Origin of the sequence: Acetobacter aceti NBRC 14818 (assembly GCF_000193495.2) — a bacterium.
GTDB lineage: Bacteria > Pseudomonadota > Alphaproteobacteria > Acetobacterales > Acetobacteraceae > Acetobacter > Acetobacter aceti.
This window is the reverse complement of record NZ_AP023410.1, coordinates 2,955,210-2,970,678: the sequence shown is the minus strand read 5'-3', so window position 1 is coordinate 2,970,678 and position 15,469 is coordinate 2,955,210. Positions and strand designations below refer to the sequence as shown.

At 58.3% G+C, this 15,469-nt stretch carries 18 protein-coding genes, 6 pseudogenes and 1 other annotated feature; of the genes and pseudogenes, 8 read left to right on the top strand and 16 right to left on the bottom strand.

Going from position 1 to position 15,469, the window contains the following annotated elements; genetic code table 11:
- Positions 1–3: 3 nt before the first annotated feature.
- The 8 genes and pseudogenes from EMQ_RS13665 to EMQ_RS17240 all read right to left on the bottom strand — a co-directional run bounded on the left by EMQ_RS13665 (position 4) and on the right by EMQ_RS17240 (position 6,444).
- Entirely contained in the window at positions 4–1,116 is a 1,113-nt protein-coding gene (locus EMQ_RS13665) for an efflux RND transporter periplasmic adaptor subunit (RefSeq protein ID WP_010667274.1), read from the bottom strand.
- An 80-nt stretch (positions 1,117–1,196) separates the two neighbouring features.
- Positions 1,197–2,300, bottom strand: a complete 1,104-nt coding sequence (locus tag EMQ_RS13660; RefSeq protein WP_231367917.1) for a TolC family protein — start codon at positions 2,298–2,300, stop codon at positions 1,197–1,199.
- 619 nt (positions 2,301–2,919) lie between these two features.
- Complete coding sequence (locus tag EMQ_RS13655) at positions 2,920–3,615, bottom strand: VIT1/CCC1 transporter family protein (protein WP_010668756.1); 696 nt, start codon at positions 3,613–3,615, stop codon at positions 2,920–2,922.
- Positions 3,616–4,245: 630 nt separating this feature from the next.
- Positions 4,246–4,380: pseudogene (locus EMQ_RS17255) on the bottom strand (P-type conjugative transfer protein TrbG); the annotation flags it as partial.
- 90 nt (positions 4,381–4,470) lie between these two features.
- Positions 4,471–5,217 (bottom strand): annotated as a pseudogene (locus EMQ_RS13650) (replication initiator protein A).
- Between the two features lie 56 nt (positions 5,218–5,273).
- Positions 5,274–5,507 (bottom strand): annotated as a pseudogene (locus EMQ_RS17350) (DNA methylase); the annotation flags it as partial.
- 208 nt (positions 5,508–5,715) lie between these two features.
- On the bottom strand, positions 5,716–6,030 hold the full coding sequence (locus tag EMQ_RS17245) for a DUF2726 domain-containing protein (protein WP_018307848.1): 315 nt from the start codon (positions 6,028–6,030) through the stop codon (positions 5,716–5,718).
- Positions 6,031–6,075: 45 nt separating this feature from the next.
- A complete protein-coding gene (locus EMQ_RS17240; RefSeq protein ID WP_018307849.1) occupies positions 6,076–6,444 on the bottom strand; it encodes a hypothetical protein in 369 nt (122 codons plus the stop codon).
- A 128-nt stretch (positions 6,445–6,572) separates the two neighbouring features.
- Between EMQ_RS17240 and EMQ_RS13635 the strand changes: the two genes are divergently transcribed.
- Both EMQ_RS13635 and EMQ_RS13630 read left to right on the top strand, forming a co-directional pair.
- Positions 6,573–6,782 carry a hypothetical protein gene (locus EMQ_RS13635; protein WP_132012096.1) on the top strand — a complete coding sequence of 70 codons (210 nt, stop codon included), beginning with the start codon at positions 6,573–6,575 and terminating at the stop codon, positions 6,780–6,782.
- 100 nt (positions 6,783–6,882) lie between these two features.
- Entirely contained in the window at positions 6,883–7,098 is a 216-nt protein-coding gene (locus EMQ_RS13630) for a type II toxin-antitoxin system HigB family toxin (RefSeq protein WP_018307850.1), read from the top strand.
- 20 nt (positions 7,099–7,118) lie between these two features.
- Here EMQ_RS13630 and EMQ_RS13625 read toward each other — a convergent pair.
- Positions 7,119–8,305, bottom strand: a protein-coding gene (locus EMQ_RS13625) for an IS3 family transposase (RefSeq protein ID WP_146891112.1) whose coding sequence is annotated in 2 segments (ribosomal slippage) — positions 7,119–8,035 and positions 8,035–8,305 — 1,188 coding nt in all. Because the reading frame shifts where the segments join, the coding sequence is not laid out codon by codon here.
- A gap of 65 nt (positions 8,306–8,370) precedes the next feature.
- Between EMQ_RS13625 and EMQ_RS13620 the strand changes: the two are divergent.
- From EMQ_RS13620 to EMQ_RS13605, 4 genes and pseudogenes are all read left to right on the top strand, one after another.
- Positions 8,371–8,523 (top strand): annotated as a pseudogene (locus EMQ_RS13620) (type II toxin-antitoxin system HigB family toxin); the annotation flags it as partial.
- Positions 8,513–8,893, top strand: coding sequence for a helix-turn-helix domain-containing protein (locus EMQ_RS13615; protein ID WP_010668668.1), 381 nt, complete (start codon positions 8,513–8,515; stop codon positions 8,891–8,893). The pseudogene EMQ_RS13620 and the gene EMQ_RS13615, both read left to right, overlap by 11 nt.
- Before the next feature lie 13 nt (positions 8,894–8,906).
- Positions 8,907–9,541: pseudogene (locus tag EMQ_RS13610) on the top strand (recombinase family protein); the annotation flags it as partial.
- Between the two features lie 57 nt (positions 9,542–9,598).
- Positions 9,599–10,809 (top strand): IS3 family transposase gene (locus EMQ_RS13605; protein ID WP_132012128.1). Its coding sequence is split into 2 segments (ribosomal slippage): positions 9,599–9,884 and positions 9,884–10,809, totalling 1,212 coding nucleotides; the frame shifts between segments, so codons are not numbered across the junction.
- Positions 9,877–9,993: a sequence feature (AL1L pseudoknot), on the top strand. It overlaps the preceding gene by 117 nt.
- A 41-nt stretch (positions 10,810–10,850) precedes the next feature.
- On the opposite strand, the pseudogene EMQ_RS13600 reads toward EMQ_RS13605, so the two are convergent.
- The 4 genes and pseudogenes from EMQ_RS13600 to EMQ_RS13585 form a co-directional block, all read right to left on the bottom strand.
- Positions 10,851–11,267 (bottom strand): annotated as a pseudogene (locus tag EMQ_RS13600) (replication initiator protein A); the annotation flags it as partial.
- Positions 11,264–11,563, bottom strand: coding sequence for a helix-turn-helix transcriptional regulator (locus EMQ_RS13595; RefSeq protein WP_018307855.1), 300 nt, complete (start codon positions 11,561–11,563; stop codon positions 11,264–11,266). The gene EMQ_RS13595 and the pseudogene EMQ_RS13600, both read right to left, overlap by 4 nt.
- 96 nt (positions 11,564–11,659) lie before the next feature.
- Positions 11,660–12,286: a DNA -binding domain-containing protein gene (locus EMQ_RS13590; protein ID WP_231367919.1), complete on the bottom strand. Its 627-nt coding sequence runs from the start codon at positions 12,284–12,286 to the stop codon at positions 11,660–11,662.
- Positions 12,240–12,446: a transcriptional regulator domain-containing protein gene (locus EMQ_RS13585; RefSeq protein ID WP_081617523.1), complete on the bottom strand. Its 207-nt coding sequence runs from the start codon at positions 12,444–12,446 to the stop codon at positions 12,240–12,242. Before EMQ_RS13585 ends, EMQ_RS13590 begins: the two co-directional genes overlap by 47 nt.
- A 269-nt stretch (positions 12,447–12,715) precedes the next feature.
- On the opposite strand from EMQ_RS13585, the gene EMQ_RS13580 reads away from it, so the two are divergent.
- On the top strand, positions 12,716–12,949 hold the full coding sequence (locus EMQ_RS13580) for a helix-turn-helix domain-containing protein (protein WP_026200010.1): 234 nt from the start codon (positions 12,716–12,718) through the stop codon (positions 12,947–12,949).
- A 26-nt stretch (positions 12,950–12,975) separates the two neighbouring features.
- On the opposite strand, the gene EMQ_RS13575 is transcribed toward EMQ_RS13580, so the two are convergent.
- The 3 genes from EMQ_RS13575 to EMQ_RS13565 all read right to left on the bottom strand — a co-directional run bounded on the left by EMQ_RS13575 (position 12,976) and on the right by EMQ_RS13565 (position 14,028).
- Positions 12,976–13,131, bottom strand: coding sequence for a hypothetical protein (locus EMQ_RS13575; RefSeq protein WP_165878938.1), 156 nt, complete (start codon positions 13,129–13,131; stop codon positions 12,976–12,978).
- Between the two features lie 339 nt (positions 13,132–13,470).
- Positions 13,471–13,794, bottom strand: a complete 324-nt coding sequence (locus tag EMQ_RS13570) for a DUF736 domain-containing protein (RefSeq protein WP_006560122.1) — start codon at positions 13,792–13,794, stop codon at positions 13,471–13,473.
- Positions 13,795–13,812: 18 nt separating this feature from the next.
- Complete coding sequence (locus EMQ_RS13565) at positions 13,813–14,028, bottom strand: hypothetical protein (RefSeq protein ID WP_018307860.1); 216 nt, start codon at positions 14,026–14,028, stop codon at positions 13,813–13,815.
- 478 nt (positions 14,029–14,506) lie between these two features.
- On the opposite strand from EMQ_RS13565, the gene EMQ_RS13560 reads away from it, so the two are divergent.
- On the top strand, positions 14,507–15,460 hold the full coding sequence (locus tag EMQ_RS13560) for a hypothetical protein (protein WP_010666684.1): 954 nt from the start codon (positions 14,507–14,509) through the stop codon (positions 15,458–15,460).
- Positions 15,461–15,469 lie beyond the last annotated feature (9 nt).

Below are 15,469 nucleotides of genomic sequence, written 5' to 3'. Positions count from 1 at the left end.
CTCTCAGTCTCCGTCATCCATATCCGACACCAGCATCACCGCCTTCAGGGCGAATGCGCCGTGCGTCACGATCCGCTCCCCGGCGGAGAGGCCGGAGGTGATGACTTTCTGCCCATTGCCTGCAGCACCAACATGCACCTCCTGTGGCCGGAAACGGTTCGGACCCGCCGGCACAAAGACGAAACTCTCGCCATTGATTTCCGTGACAGCGCTTTCCGGCACAATGATGCCTGCCGTCTTTTCGCGCGTCGGCAGATGGGTGTTGAGGAACATGCCGGGATGAAGATGGCCCTCCGGATTGGGAGCCGTGCTTATGACACGAACGAGACCCGTGGCCGGGTCCGCCATGTCACCGACCGAGGTTATTTTCGATGTCAGCAGGGTCGTCCCTGCGTCCGACACGAGTTCCGTGGTCTGCTCGCCGCCTTCCACCACCTGAGCGGCGTCCTGCGGGAGAATGTCCGAGACAATCCACACGGAAGAGATATCGAACAGGGTCATCAGCTCCGTTGCGGGGGAGACATCGTCCGCAACACCGACGAATACATTCTGCACTTCCGCAGCGGCAGGCGCGATGATCGCTGATGTCTCATCGGATGTCCTGGTCTGAACCCTGTCGGATTCCGTAACGGAGTTGTATTCCTCCTTGAGCTGATGGTTCAGCGTGTCGATATCGGCCTGCCGGGCGGCAATATCGTTTTTCGCTGCCTGCAAGACCGCCAGACGACGTTTGGTCTCACCGGCAGCGACCGTAGCGCCTTCCAGCATACGCCCCCGGCTGTAGGAAGCGGCGGCATTCTGGTAGGCCGCCTGCGCCGTCGCCAGCGCCGACTGGGCTCTGGCCATCTCAAGACGGACCAGATGCAGGGAGTGGTCCTGATAGGTGAGAAGCACCTCGCCCTTACGGACATGCTGTCCGGGAACAACGGCTATGGTCAGAACTTTTCCGGAACCTGCCGGGTGAATGCGAACGTTACGGTTCGCCTCGGACATGACGGTCCCCATTGCATCGAGGGTCTTGCCGAGCACGCCGGACTGCACCACTGAAACCGTCAGGGCTGCATTGGTCTGCGCCGCCGCTCCCATCGTGATGACCGGTTCGTTTTCCGCCGCCACTGCGGGGTGCCTTAACACACCGGAGAGACAGAAGAGCGCCAGAAGTCCCCTTCCGCACCTGATAGCAACAGGTCTGAAACTCACTGAAATTCTCCTGCTGCGATTAATGTCCGGATAATGGCGACATGCCAGGCGATCTCCGCCTGATTACGCATCTGTTGTGCACTGTATGCGGCAGCTCTGGCACGCAACAGTTCGATCAGGGATGTCTCTCCTGCCTGCCATGACCGGGCCATCTCATTTGCGCGGCTGTTCATGTTGTCTGCAGACGACACAGAATTTCTGAATGTGTCTTTTGCGGCCGTCAGATGGGCGAAAACCTGCGTCAGTTCCTGGCGTACGCTGCGACGCGCCTGCTGCTCCTGGCTGGTGGCCGCAGCCAGTTTGTTTCTGGCCTCGGCCTCCATCGGAACATCCCGGACATCACTGGGGAGCGGCATGGACACTGTAACCCCCACCCGATCATCCCACGGACTGCCATACTGTTTTTCATGAATCGCGCTGATGCCGACTTCCGGATTGGGCATGAAAGAAGCCCGTGCCAGACGCATGCCCTCTTCTGCTGTGTGGACAGCCTGCTGGGCGGCTTTCACACGTGGATCGTTGTCTTCGAGAATTCTGACGGAAGTCAGTCTTGCACGGGCCACAGCCGGATCATCGTAGGCAAGGATGTCCGGAACGCCAGAGCGGCCCAGCACGATGCGGAGCGCCGATGTCGCCGTTTCAACCTGTTCGGTAGCCAGTGAATATTCACTGGATGCGTTTGCCAGTTCTGCGGAAACAGCCTGTTCGTCAGCCAGGGCCATTTCGCCTGACTGTACACCACGGTAAACAGAGAGCCTGATTTTCTCCAATGCCTCCTGCTGGGCCTGAGCGATACCGAGACGTCGCCGCGCCACCAGCACACCGGCGGAGGTATCCAGCACCCTCGTGGCGACCGCCATCCGCTGCACGTGCAGCCTTTGCCGCACAGTCAGCGCTTCAGCTCTGGCGGTTTTGACGGTGGCGCTTCCCTGTCCGGGCAACCAGAGCGGAACGGAGACGCCGCCTTCGTAGGTTGTGTAACCTTCGTTGCTGCCTATGGCATGATCGTCAAAATACTGACCCGATACGGTCGGACCGCCTGCAAACCAGGAACCGGCGGCTTCTGCCCGGGCCGAAGCCGATCGATAGTTCGTATTCATTTCAGTTCGGCCCGGATCGATGGTCCAGGCCGCCTCCACACCCTGAGAGAATGTGAGGTTCTGGCCTTTGGCTTTTGAAATGGTTTCCGAAAAAAGGCAAACGGTGATCAGGGCAAGAGAGATAAAGAATGTACGGATTTTGTGAGCATGAATGCCTCCCCATTCTGAATTGCGAATTACAGTCTGACAATCGACATGACGGGCACACATGAAATTTGATCGGCTTTCTGTATCGTCGTGTAAAAGAACCGAGGCAGGATTTCAGTTTACCGGGTGAAGCTGACAGTTACCTGAACGCTATGCCGGACAACTATCAGACACAGTGTACTGAAGACATTTGATGGTGCGGCAGCCTTTCTGCAGAATAAATAGAAACGTTTTTGTCATGTCCAAGAAGTGTCTGGATTTACGTCTGCATTCTGCGGATGAGCTGATCGCTCGGTTACCAGCAGCGATATGCATCCCCGCCACCACCAGCCACACACTCAAGGTTGTGGCCTGGAATACAGCAGGGATAACTGAAACGTCTGTGGGCACTGAGACGAGGAGTTCGATGTATAGTCAGCAGGAATAAGACTTGCTGTCCATTTTGAGCAGATGAACGCCCCCAGAGTATAGGTCATACGCCGAACAGATGACCGATCCCGCTCGTAACGATCATGGCGATGACGCCCCAGAACGTGACCCGCAATGCGGGACGCAGAGGCCGTGCTCCGCCGGCTATGGCGCCAACAGCCCCCAGAATAGCGAGAGTGACAACAGAGATAAGCGATACACTCCATGAAACCCAGCTCACAGGCGTCAGGACGGCCGCCATGACGGGCAAGGTGGCGCCTGAAGAAAAGGCTGTTGCCGAGGCGAACGCCGCCTGCAGGGGGCGTGCTGCGGTAGCTTCAGAAAGCCCCAGTTCATCCCGTGCATGCGCGGCCAGCGCATCATGCTTCATGAGGGCGACAGCAACCTTGCGAGAGAGATCTTCATCCAGACCTCTCTCCTGGTAGATGCCTGCAAGCTCGGTAACTTCCCCATCCCAGTCCGTAGCCAGCTCCTGTTTTTCGCGGGCGATATCGGCGTGTTCCGAATCCGCCTGAGAGCTGACCGAAACATATTCGCCAGCCGCCATAGAGAGGGCTCCCGCAACAAGCGCCGACAGGCCTGCGATGAGAATACTGCCATGCTCCGCGTGGGAACTGGCGACCCCGACAATGAGGCTGCCTGTCGACAAAGTTCCATCATTGGCACCGAGGACAGCCGCACGCAGCCAGCCCAGTTTCTCCACTGCATGGCGTTCGGTCTGAGGGTGAAGACGCGACATAAGATAACCTATAGCTCTGGATCAGTACAGCTCAGCATTAGAAGCTAAAACATCCCATAACAACAGGTATTTTATTATGATATTGCGATTTATTTTCAGTACTATTTATATTTTTGAAAATCTGTTCTGTTCAGCGTCCCGTCAGGAAAGTGTGATACCGGATAGTATTCAGCCCTCATTTTTAATCAGGACATGCACGTCCTATCCAGTGCCGGACATCACCGATACCCTGCGCTACGACAGGCCGACAATCATCCTTCACTGGACGACAGCCTTTCTGGTGCTGCTTCAGGTCGTTCTTGGAGAATTCTGGAGCTGGCCATCAAAATCCGTCCATCACCTGATGGTTGTACGGAATATACGCTCTGCGCGCTGCTCATCGCGAAAACCACGCTTGGCTATCTCTGACGATGAGCCCGGACAGATGATGAGTTTTTTTTTCGGACTCCTGATTTCTTCCTCATTCGTGCGATTCCCTGCGGAAACCGTATCATGGTTTCAGATATCGCATGACCGGCACATGTGGCTGATTGTTTGTCTTGCGACTGCCGTGATGCGGCAACCCTTTTCCACCAGTTTATTTTATTCTGAAAGACAAAGTCCTCGACGCATGCTGAGTGCGGCTTCACGCACCGTCCGTTTGGTGGCGAGATCCGGTCGCGTCGGCTTGACCAGGATATGCACACGCCTAGTCGTACCTGCACCACTGGTGGTATCGCCGACGATTTAGCGCACGGTGTCACCCACCGCGACCGGGCCTTGCCCAGCCTGTCGATGGCACCGGCACCACGGTCCGTATCCGGTCGCCCCAACATCAAAAAGTTAGACTCTAAGTTAGGAGCGCGATTCCGCGTTTCAGGCCAAAGGCTTAGCTGGGGTTCGTGCGCCCGAAGTCCCGATAGTCCCTGCGCCCGAAATCCCGTGTCCGTCCACACTGTCATCCACAGGCACTGTGGATAAATTGACGGGACGAATATGCAGCAGTTTCCGCAGCTCCTCGCGCCGGATCGCGAGGCGATAACCGGGAAGCGACTGGCGGCCAACAATTCGCCGCAGGTCGAGCGCGAAATCGGAGACACGCGCCAGGCTGCCGGATTTCTCGTGAAGATGGGGAATCTCGAACAGCCAGCCCTGCGGCTGATGCCCGGCATGTTTACGAGCGACGCGGTAGAGCCAGCGTTCGATGCCGCCCGTCAGGCGGAAATAGGCCGGGTCGATGGTCAGGACCAACGAGCGGTCGATGACGCCGCGATAGAATCAGCCCGACAGAACGCACTCCATGCCTTCGACACGGCCGTCGCGAGTCATCCGTTCCTCCCATTCGTTGATCCAGGAGAACTGGTGCCGGCGCCAGTGCTCGCCGTTACGGATGGTGGTGCGGATCACGGTCGATTGCAGCCGGGCGAATGCAGCCTTGAGCAGTCGATAATCCCGTGCGCCCGTGGCGCGGCCGACGGCCGTCAGAAGCTGATATGGGGTGAAGCGCAGGAAGCGGCATGTCCTGAGGCCACCATTCTCGGCCTCGACGATCTGGCTGGCGGCCCAGATTAGCACGTCCGCATCCCAGATCGTGGCCATGCCATGCTCGGCTAGGCCATGAATCTCGACCCGCTGGCCGCCGGCCTCGTAGAGGATCGGGGCAACCCGCTTGGCCTTGGAAACCCGCTCCCTTTCAGGACACGATGCATCTGGTTGAAGGCCGGCCGGAGCCAGCGCGCATTGTCATCGTTGCGGACCTTCCGCCCGTCCCTGCCCTGATAATTCGCCAGGGAAGGCGGGTCTGTCAGGATGAAATCCACCGCATTGCGAGGTAGTGCGCGCATAAGCTGCACGCTGTCGACATTGAGGATGGTGCTGCGGAAATCGGTCGCCGTGGTGGTGTTGCCGGTCATGGTCTTTGCCCTTTGTTCCGCGAGGAACAGCCCCCGCTGTTCCACTGCCTCGCGGCGAGCAGCGGGGTAGCAACGACAAGGGCGACCGATGGGGAGGGGTATCACCCGGTCTGCACGGAGCGGAGCGCAGCGCAGGAAGATCGGGGATACCCCATCGGGAGGCGTCAGCGCGCTGACGCGAACCCTTGCCGGCGCGAGGGCGGAGCCATTAGCCTGTTCTTTTTTCTGGTTCCAGCAATCCAACTTTCTCCGAAAGTGCCGTGAAGATATCGGGCTTGCTCATCCTCTCGGGAATTTCGAGCAGCGGGATATCCGCCTTCTGCAAGGCCAGGCGCTTCACCGCCATACGAGCATCCGCATCGCCGGACAGATCATGCCCCGAACCATTATACTCGACCGCCAGGACCGGATTGCCAAAACGATCAATCAGCAGGAAATCGACACGTTTGCCGCTATAGGAGCTGAAAGCCTGCTTCTGACGCGGATCTTCCGGGTCGTAAGTCGTTCTGATGAACCCACCCATCGAAACCTCGAAGGCGAAACGCCAGTCGGGCTGATATGTCCTGATTCACTCGTCGAGCGCGTAGAGTACCTGCACAGCCTCCTTGTTGACGGGACGGACGGCGCGCAGGCTGCACTGACTGATGAAATGTAGCTGATTTTGCGTGTTGGACAGATCGTTGTCCTGAAAATACTGCCGCCGACGCTCCGCGTCCTTCTTCTGGTCGACAGCCTGTGCTTCCAGCGTAGAAATTCGGCGGCGCAAAGACGAAAGCTCTGTATCGCGCCCCGCGATCTGACGATCCAGACTCTGAAGCCGCGTGTTCCTCTCGGCAATCTGCTGCCCTGCCTGTGCCAGATCGGCCGTCGCACGACGCCCCCGGATATAGAATCCAATGGCATATCCAATCGCCAGAAGAATGATCACCTTTTCCACAGTCGATAAGCCTCCCTTTTCTGCGCGATGACCGCCAATTACCGCATTGACCGGCGTATGGTCTTCTCAAATCCCCTTGTCCTGTCCTTCATCGTTCCTGTCGCCCCATGACCGGGAAGGTGGACAGGATGGCACGCAGACCCGACAGGATCAGGATCGAGGTGTTCGGCCCCAACAATTCGGTGGAAACAGCCGAGGAGGCGTTCCGCCCGTCCGACGAAGCCATCCGGTCCCTCGCCCGCCTGATCGGCCGTCAGATGGCCCGCGAGCAGTTCGAGCGTGCCCGCGCCCTGGAGCGGAAACAGGCCCGGCAGAACCGATCCGGTCCTATGCGGTAGCCTCCCTCCCCGTCTGCGTTTTCCCTGGCGAAAGACCCCTCGCCGGGCTGTCGTGTATTTTTCTTGTGACCATTATGGTCCCGTGATATAAGGTCAGTCAATGAGGATCATCGCCCGTCGCACGCTGAGGGAGTTCGTCGACAGCCTGGCGGGCCAGAAGGACCAGCCAGCCGTCAAGGCGGCACTGGACGCCTGGTTCGCCGAAGTCGGCAGGGCCGGCTGGACAAGCACCGCCGATGTGAAACGGCTTTACGCCACGGCCAGTATCGTCAGTGCTGAGGTGGTCCCGTCCGTTCGGACAGTTTTGCGGGCTTGATAAGCTATACCCGGTTGTTGTTATGCCGCCCTTCTGACGGCGTTGCTGTTGGCCATCTGGTCCGGGGTTAACCCCGGACCAGATGGCGTCGGCACGTTATGATACGCCTCATCGGGCGTACGTCCAGCCAGCGCCGTATGCGGACGCCTTTCGTTATAATGGGCGATCCATCTGCCAAGCCCGGCCCTCAGCTCTGATCCGGTCTCGAACGCGTGCAGGTAGACGCATTCATATTTCAGCGACCGCCACAGACGCTCGATGAACACGTTGTCCAGCCATCGCCCACGCCCGTCCATACTGATGCGGATCTGACGCTCTTCCAGTATCCCGGTGAAACGGGGTGTCGTAAATTGCGACCCCTGGTCAGTATTGAAAATGTCCGGGGCGCCATAGCGCATGAGGGCATCCTGTAGCGCCTCGATACAGAACTCCACGTCCATCGTGTTCGACAGACGCCAGGACAGGACCTTGCGCGTGAACCAGTCCATGATCGCCACGAGATAGAGAAATCCCCGTTTCATGGGAATATATGTGATATCGGAACACCAGACCTGGTCAGGCCGATTGATGACCAGATCCCGTAGCAGATATGGATATTTCCGATGCTCCGGATGGGGCACGGTCGTGCGCGGCTTCTGGTAGATCGCCCGCAGGCCCATGATCGCCATGAGCCGCCGGACCCGCTTGCGGCCCACTTCATGTCCCAGGCGGCGCAGATGCCATGTCATCTGCCGTGAACCATAATACGGCGTTTCCAGGAACTGGGCGTCGATCAGCTGCATCAGCTCCAGATTGGCCTCGCTCTGTGGCACAGGCCGATAGTAGACGCCCGACCGGTTGAGTTGCAGCAGCGTGCATTGCCGGATTATCGGCAGACGCGCTCGCTTCAGGTCAATCATCTGCCGCCTCTGATCACGCCCAACCGAGCAGAGGCATCCCGCAAAAAATCCCGTTCCACGAGAAGTTCGCCTATCTTCGCGTGCAGTTTCTCCACGTCAGCTGGGCTGACCGGGGGCTCAGCCACCGTCTTCCCGGAAAAGGTCGCCGCCATCCCCTCGATCGCCTGCCGTTTCCACTGGGCGATCATCGTCTGATGTACCCCATGTTTCGAAGCCAGTTCCGCCAGCGTCAGTTCCCCACGGATCGCCTCCAGCGCAACCCGTGACTTGAACTCTGCCGCATACCGTTTCCGCGTAACCTTGCCCATAAAACCCGTCCTCGTTCAGGCCAGATGATAGCTTATCGCTTTGTCCGAAAAATGGGGACCACCTCTGTGCCGAGCGGATCGTCTTCAATATCAAGGGTAATGCCTATCGCCTGGTCGTGGCGGTCGATTTCGAGAAAAGCATCGTCTGGATCAAATGGATCGGCACGCACAGGGCGTATGACAGGATCGACGTGACGGAGGTGGAACATGACGGCTGATCTGAAGCCCATCCGCAACGAGGCGGATTATGACGCAGCACTGGAAGAAGTCGGGCGTCTGTGGGGGGCGAAGAGCGGCACGCCGGACGGCGACCGCCTCGATGTGCTGGCAACCCTGATCGATGCCTATGAAGCAAAGCACCATCCGATCGACCCGCCCGATCCGGTCGAGGCGATCCGCTTCCGCATGGAGCAGCAGGGCCTCACCCGCAAGGATCTGGAGCCGATGATCGGCCCGCGCAACCGGGTGGCGGATGTGCTGAACCGCAAGCGCGGCCTGTCGATCGACATGATCCGCCAGTTGCATGACGGTCTCGGCATCTCCGCCGAGGTGCTGATCCGGCCCAGCCGGATGGACAAGGTCACCTGATAAGGAACATCCCATGGCCCGCGTCGCCCTGTATGCCCGCTACTCGTCCGACAACCAGCGCGACGCCTCGATTGAGGACCACAGTTCCGCATCTGCCGCGAACACGCGAAGCGGGAAAAATGGAAGGTGGTCGGCGCCTACAAGGACGCGGGCATCTCCGGCGCCAGTATGATCCTGCGTCCCGGCATCCAGACCCTGTTGCAGGATGCCCAGGCCGGGCGCTTCGACATCGTGCTGGCCGAGGCGCTGGATCGCATCTCGCGCGATCAGGCCGACGTGACCACCCTGTTCAAGCACCTGAAGTTCGCTGGCGTGCCGATCGTCACCCTGGCCGAAGGCGAGATCAGCGAACTGCATGTCGGCCTCAAGGGCACCATGAACGCCCTGTTCCTGAAAGACCCCGCGGCCAAGACCCATCGCGGCCTGCGCGGCCGGGTCGAGGACGGCAAATCCGGCGGCGGGCTGTGCTACGGCTATCGCGTCGTCCGTCAGTTCGATGCAAAAGGCGAACAGATCCGGGGCGACCGCGAAATCGACGCCCATCAGGCGGAGATCATCCGCCGCATCTTCTGCGACTTCGCCGCCGGCATCGGCCCTCGTGCCATTGCCAAGGCGCTGAACGATCAGGGCATCTGTGGCCCCGAGGGCAAGTGAATTGCCCCGGGTTTTGTGGAGACAGAACGACCCGTGAGGTAAGAAGAATTCATGAGCAACAAATCGAAGCGTTTTCCGCCTGAATTTCGCGAGCGTGCAGCCCGCATGGTTCTGGAGGAAGAGAAGAACCATCCATCACGTTGGTCCGCAGTGATGATGATAGCGCCAAAGCTGGATATTCATCCTGACACGCTGTCAAAATGGACCCGTCTGCATGAGCGGGCCAATGCGCCTGCGGTGAGTGACCTGCCTGATCGAGAGAAGATCAGGCAACTGGAGCGAGAGAACCGCGAATTGCGGCAGGCCAATGAAATCCTGCGCAAGGCATCAGCATATTTTGCCCAGGCGGAGCTCGACCGCATCTTCAGACCATGACACGCTTCATTGAGGAGCATCGGCAGACATATGGTGTCGGGTCAATCTGCAGGGTTCTGTCGATTGCACCATCTGCCTATTACGCTTATCGGGCGAGACAGAAAAATCCCTGTGTGCGCAGCCAGAAAGATAAAGAGCTCTGTCATGAAATCCGCAGGATCTGGAACGATAATTTCTGCGTCTACGGAGTGCGCAAGGTCTGGCATCAGCTCAGACGTGAAGGTCTGGATGTCGCCCGCTGCACGGTAGAGCGGCTGATGCACCGGATGGGACTGAAAGGTGTCATGCGTGGCAAGGGGGTCAGAACCACACGGCCCGATCCGGCACGGCCCTGTCCACAGGATCTGGTACAGCGACAGTTTCATGCACCAGCCCCCAATAGACTCTGGGTTTCGGATTTTACTTACGTTTCCACCTGGCAGGGCTTTGTGTATGTGGCCTTCATCATTGATGTCTTTGCCCGGGTTATTGTGGGCTGGCGCGTCTCGTCCACTGCCCATACCGACTTCGTGCTGGATGCCCTTGAGCAGGCTCTGTGCCAGAGGCGGCCTGAGGGAAAAGTGACCCACCATTCCGACCGCGGATGTCAATATGTGTCCATTCGCTACACGCAAAGACTGGCTGAAGCGGGCCTTGTTGCTTCTGTCGGAAGCGTTGGGGATTCCTATGATAACGCTTTGGCGGAGACCATTAACGGACTTTATAAAACCGAACTCATCTATCGACAGGGGCCATGGAAAAACAGGGACGCTGTTGAGCTAGCAACACTGAAATGGGTCGACTGGTTCAATAATCGGCGGCTCCTGTCCTCCATTGGAAACATCCCGCCAGCAGAAGCCGAAGCACGTTTTTATGCGCAACAGAAATCACATGCATTAGCCGCTTAAATCAGATAAAAAACGTCTCCACAAAACCCGGGGCAATTCAAGTCAGTGCCCTGGCGGATGTTCGTCATGACAGTTGTCGTGGACAGCCGTTCCAATGCACCACGAAGGCGATGATATTCATGCAGCCCGGAAGCCCAGCCCAGATCCTGAAACAGACGCCATGGTGTGAAGCGCACATGGCGTGACACCCACAATCCATGGTTCAGCGCATCGACGATCTGCCCGGTCAGCCAGATCAGGACGTCGACATCCCAGACCGTCGCCATACCGCCGGCATTTTCAGCCCGCACCATGACCGCGATATGTCGCGCCTGGTAATCGATTGGGGTGAGGCGCGGCGTTTTTCCCAATGCGAAAAACGGATGCCCCATGAGATCACGAATGTCACGGGGCCGTGCCGACCCCGTGACCACGAAGCGGCGGTCGGGTTGACGCCAGCTGTCAGCGGTCGGCATCATCGTCTGGCGCTCCGCTGCTGAGCCTCGCGAGCCCTAGCCTGCAGGCGGATGATATAGGCGCGGGGATCGGACGGCATCGGGATACCCCCACCGTCCCCGGTGGAGAGCCTGACGTTCAAATCGGCCCAGGCGCAGAGGTCTTCGACGGCATAGACGATCCGGCCGCCAAGCTGGCGGTAGAGCGGACCAGTCCCGCAACTCCGGTGTTTTTCGAGGGTGCGAATGGACAGGCCAACGAAATTGGCCGCGTCCGGGGTGCGCAGATAGCGCGGTGGCAGTGTCGGCTGGACACGCATAGGGTCTTCCTCCCGTTGGATCGGGCCGCGTGCGGAATGTCGCGGCTCATGGGAAGACGCTGCCGGAGAATGGCCTGTGGGGAGGGATGACAAAGTTCAGGCCACCAGACTGTCACCCCCCTGCTTCAGCCCCTGAAGGAGAGCGATGTGGCCGCCGCTCAGATAGAAACCGGCACCGTCAAGATCGCGGTAGAAGGCCCGATGCCATGAGCTGGCGTGCCATTCCCGGTTCGAGAGCCGGAGGATGTCGGCACCGTAAAGACCTGCGGCGATCCGCTTCGCTGTCACCCCCATGCGCCGTCCTTCCGCGATGCAGAGCATGCGGATCTGGCGCAGTTTCTGCTGGGGACTCAGGTGCAGGCTGGGTGGAATTGAACCCGGCGAACGACCGGCAAGCAGGCAGCCGAAGCGTGCCACGCAGGCCAGACGGGTCGGGAGGTGGCCGTCATCGACGATGAACCAGGTTCCCGGCGCATCGGGTTGTCGATCGATGACAATGACAAGGCGCAGCGGACCCGCCACACTGTCCAGCACGAGGTGGATGCCATCGGGACCATCATGCCGTGCCCGCGCGTATGGTGCGAGACGGGACAGAATATCACCTCCATCGCCGCGCCCGACGACCTCCGGCGCAACATCAGGATCCCAGAAAGCGGGGGCGAGCCAGGCGGGAAGATCAGGGTCGACAGGGAAAACGTAACCCCCAGCGACGGGCGAAGGCACGCCATGCCTCGGCATCCGCCTTACCCGTCGTCATGATGGCGGCATAATCATTCCGATAAGTCAGGTTGCGCCGCAGCCATTCCTGGGCGAGACCGGCAGGGTCGAGCCCGGCGAAGGCGCGACGAAGGGGTGCGGCATCCCACGGCCGGATTGTCGGCACTCCCCCTCCCCGATATGTCATGGATTCGACCCAGTATCCGGTGCAAAACCGGAACGGGTAGTCCCGAAGACTTAGGGAGGTGATCCCGAAAATATCCGGTGGGCTCAGAATTGTTTCGGTATTGGGAAAAGATTCACGCCAGACGGGCCGGAAACATCGGTTTTCGCGACATCACGTGATGCCCATGGCGCATCACAGGGGAAGGTGCTGAGCATTCCGTGTATTATAATACGTAGCGCGATAATACACAAATCGTTCCTATCCTGAGGATGGACATCCGAGGACTTTTCGGCGCGAACGTGAGGCGCCTGCGACGCGCCGCCGGTCTCAGCCAGGAAGCCCTGGCGGAAAGGATGGGTGTCGACCGCGCCTATATCAGCTGGATCGAGACCGGGCGCCAGAACGCGACGCTGCTTTCGTTATGGCATGCGTCACAGGCACTCAACGTACGACCGGCGGCATTACTGGATGAAAATCAGGTTCCGGTGGACGATCAGAAATAGGGTTCCTTGACCCACCCTTTCCGCCCTTAATGGGGCGGTGTCAGTCTGTCTGCTTCGACGTTACCCTGCGGAGCAAGCGCCTCTCTCAGTTCGCGCTCGATCTGCTGGCGCTCGCGCCGGCTGAGGTGAAAGCTGGTCAGTTCGGCGCGCAGCATCTGGATATGGTCGTGTAGCGTGGTCATCGTCCTGCTCCTTTCGTTTTTCGAAGACAGGACGGACGGCTCATGCCGGGGCAGACCGGGTCAGGGATCGCCGCAGGCGACCGGATTGCCGGCGCGTGGGGGAGCCGATTTTGTCTGGCGCGCCCGGCACGGGTGCGTCGGGCAAAATTGGAGGGACCACGCGTCCTTGACGCGGTTCGCCCTCGCGCATGGTACAATGGGAAGGCTGAGGGAAAGCCTCGTATTCCTCCTGCGTCCCACGTGGGGCGACCAGCACGATCGCCCGCGCCCTGAAAGAGCCCGCCAGAAAACCCAGAAGGCCCCGCCCGGAGAGACCGGGCGGGGTTAGTTGTGGGAGGTTCAGTCCCCGTTCCGGCTGCGGGGCCGGGTCCAGATCAGGGAATAGCCCTCGCCTTCCTCGTCGGTGAACAGGTTAGCGAAGATCGGGGCGGCGAAGGAGGGATCGTCCAGCTTCAGGCTCAGATAGGTGCGGCCTTCGCTGGAGCGGCGAGTCCATGCGGCGCCCAGTTCCACGCGCCCGAGATAGACGCGGTAGTTGGGGGCGTTGTCGTTGGCGCGGTTGGTCTCGGCCACCAGGCGGACGTTGCGGGCCTGCAGGGCCAGGGTGACGATTTCGCCTTCAAAGCCTTCGCCCACCTTCTTGAAGGAACCGATGTTAGCCATTGTCGTATCTCCATGCTGTTATCGGGCCGCGACCACCGTGGCCTCGATGGCGATCGACCAGCCGGAGGCGAGCGGCAGAGCACCCTTCAGGGCCGCAGCGCAGCGGAGGACGGCAGGGCCGGAACTTTCTTGTCCCGCGAGGAATGGCGGCGTAGCCGACAGGGGAAGAAAGTTCTGGAACGCCGTTGCGGCCAGCCGATCGAGGCGCAGCCATCCTTCGGCTAGATCAGCCATCCGACAGAGGCCATGGTGTGCGGATCCGACAGCCCCCGGAGATACGATGCCGGCATGACCGGTCCACAAAGGTGGGGCCATGCTGTCTGGAGCGAAATTGACTCTGCCCGCTAAAGGGTTCTGCAAAAGCTGCTGGTCGTTTCCACAACCAATCCGACATTATGCCCATCATCCGCGCCTGTTTATGGGCACGTTCGCGCCGCGTCGCATGGCCCCCAGCACAGCGCGCTCTATCGAAGCAGTCTGGACGATCCCTCTTTCGCCACTGCTGTCTTGGCCATGTCACCGATGACAAAAGCAGGGCCTTTCCCTGGACCACACCCGCAACAAGGATGGGAACGACACCTGAGCCATCCCGATCAGTTTTTCGGGTTAGGCCTTTCCTGCGTCAGAAGATACACTTTAGCTTAATTAAGAGGCCTCCTTGAGAAAGCCCAACGTATTGGCATGATGCGCATATTGAAAAAGGAGATACATAATGGGATGGAATGATCACATAGATGATAGTGAACTAGCTAATCTTCCGCCTGAAGCATATGGAAATATTTTTGATACAGATGGACCATTTGATCCCAACGATCACTGGCTAGAAACAGCCGATGAAGATGATCAAAAAACTGCAATGCGCGAATGGTTTTTGGCTCGATATTGTGATCCTGCTCAGGAAACTCCCTATAATGGACGAGAAGGCGGATACCTGTTTGTGAATGGCGGTCCATACGATCCCGCAGACGAATTACCTGAGCGATTCAGCGGGATTGTGGATGACAAGTTGATTGATGAGGTTGTCGAAGATCTCCATGGAGAAGCCGGTGGAGATGAATGGGCACCCATTAGAAATGAATACCCAGATGAAGAAGACTGGCTTCAACTTAACATTGATAGCCGCGATGCGCCTCTCTTACGCTTAAAAACACGAACTGAAGAAGCTCGACAAGTATTAACACTTACAGGAAGCCCCCAAGCACGGGAATTAGCAAAATTACTTGTCTTCAGCAATGGCGTAGGTGCACTCGAAGCTTTTTTGTGGGAAACGGCAGATTTTTGGTTCAAAAATGATGACACCGCTTTGCACAACATTATAACAAACCTACCTAAATTTAGAGACGAACAAATAAAATTAGGAGATATATTCAAAAAACAGGCTAGATTGCGTGAAGATGTATTACGATATTTGCAAAGTATAGTCTGGCATCGATGGCATGAAGTCAAACTGATTTTCAAAGCAGGGTTGCATATATCCCTTCCAAATTTCGACATCTTCAAAGATGCTCTTGTGAAGCGTAACGACATTGTTCATCGTTGTGGCCATACCAAAGATGGCGCCATTGTTTCTCTTTCAGATGCTGAAATCCAAGACCTTCTTTGCAAGGTCGAAAAATTCTGCTCTGAAGTAAACATCCTCCTATTATCACGTAGCAATCCAAAATAAGTCAATTTA

Bases quoted from the DNA above. Each gene is read 5' to 3' on its own strand.
- EMQ_RS13575 (WP_165878938.1), bottom strand. From the start codon at position 13,131: ATGACCACGCTACACGACCATATCCAGATGCTGCGCGCCGAACTGACC.
- EMQ_RS13570 (WP_006560122.1), bottom strand. From the start codon at position 13,794: ATGGCTAACATCGGTTCCTTCAAGAAGGTGGGCGAAGGCTTTGAAGGC.
- EMQ_RS13580 (WP_026200010.1), top strand. From the start codon at position 12,716: ATGGACATCCGAGGACTTTTCGGCGCGAACGTGAGGCGCCTGCGACGC.
- EMQ_RS13635 (WP_132012096.1), top strand. From the start codon at position 6,573: ATGGCACGCAGACCCGACAGGATCAGGATCGAGGTGTTCGGCCCCAAC.
- EMQ_RS17245 (WP_018307848.1), bottom strand. From the start codon at position 6,030: ATGGGTGGGTTCATCAGAACGACTTACGACCCGGAAGATCCGCGTCAG.
- EMQ_RS13595 (WP_018307855.1), bottom strand. From the start codon at position 11,563: ATGCGTGTCCAGCCGACACTGCCACCGCGCTATCTGCGCACCCCGGAC.
- EMQ_RS13655 (WP_010668756.1), bottom strand. From the start codon at position 3,615: ATGTCGCGTCTTCACCCTCAGACCGAACGCCATGCAGTGGAGAAACTG.
- EMQ_RS13565 (WP_018307860.1), bottom strand. From the start codon at position 14,028: ATGGCTGATCTAGCCGAAGGATGGCTGCGCCTCGATCGGCTGGCCGCA.
- EMQ_RS13615 (WP_010668668.1), top strand. From the start codon at position 8,513: ATGACGGCTGATCTGAAGCCCATCCGCAACGAGGCGGATTATGACGCA.
- EMQ_RS13660 (WP_231367917.1), bottom strand. From the start codon at position 2,300: ATGAATACGAACTATCGATCGGCTTCGGCCCGGGCAGAAGCCGCCGGT.
- EMQ_RS13560 (WP_010666684.1), top strand. From the start codon at position 14,507: ATGGGATGGAATGATCACATAGATGATAGTGAACTAGCTAATCTTCCG.
- EMQ_RS13630 (WP_018307850.1), top strand. From the start codon at position 6,883: ATGAGGATCATCGCCCGTCGCACGCTGAGGGAGTTCGTCGACAGCCTG.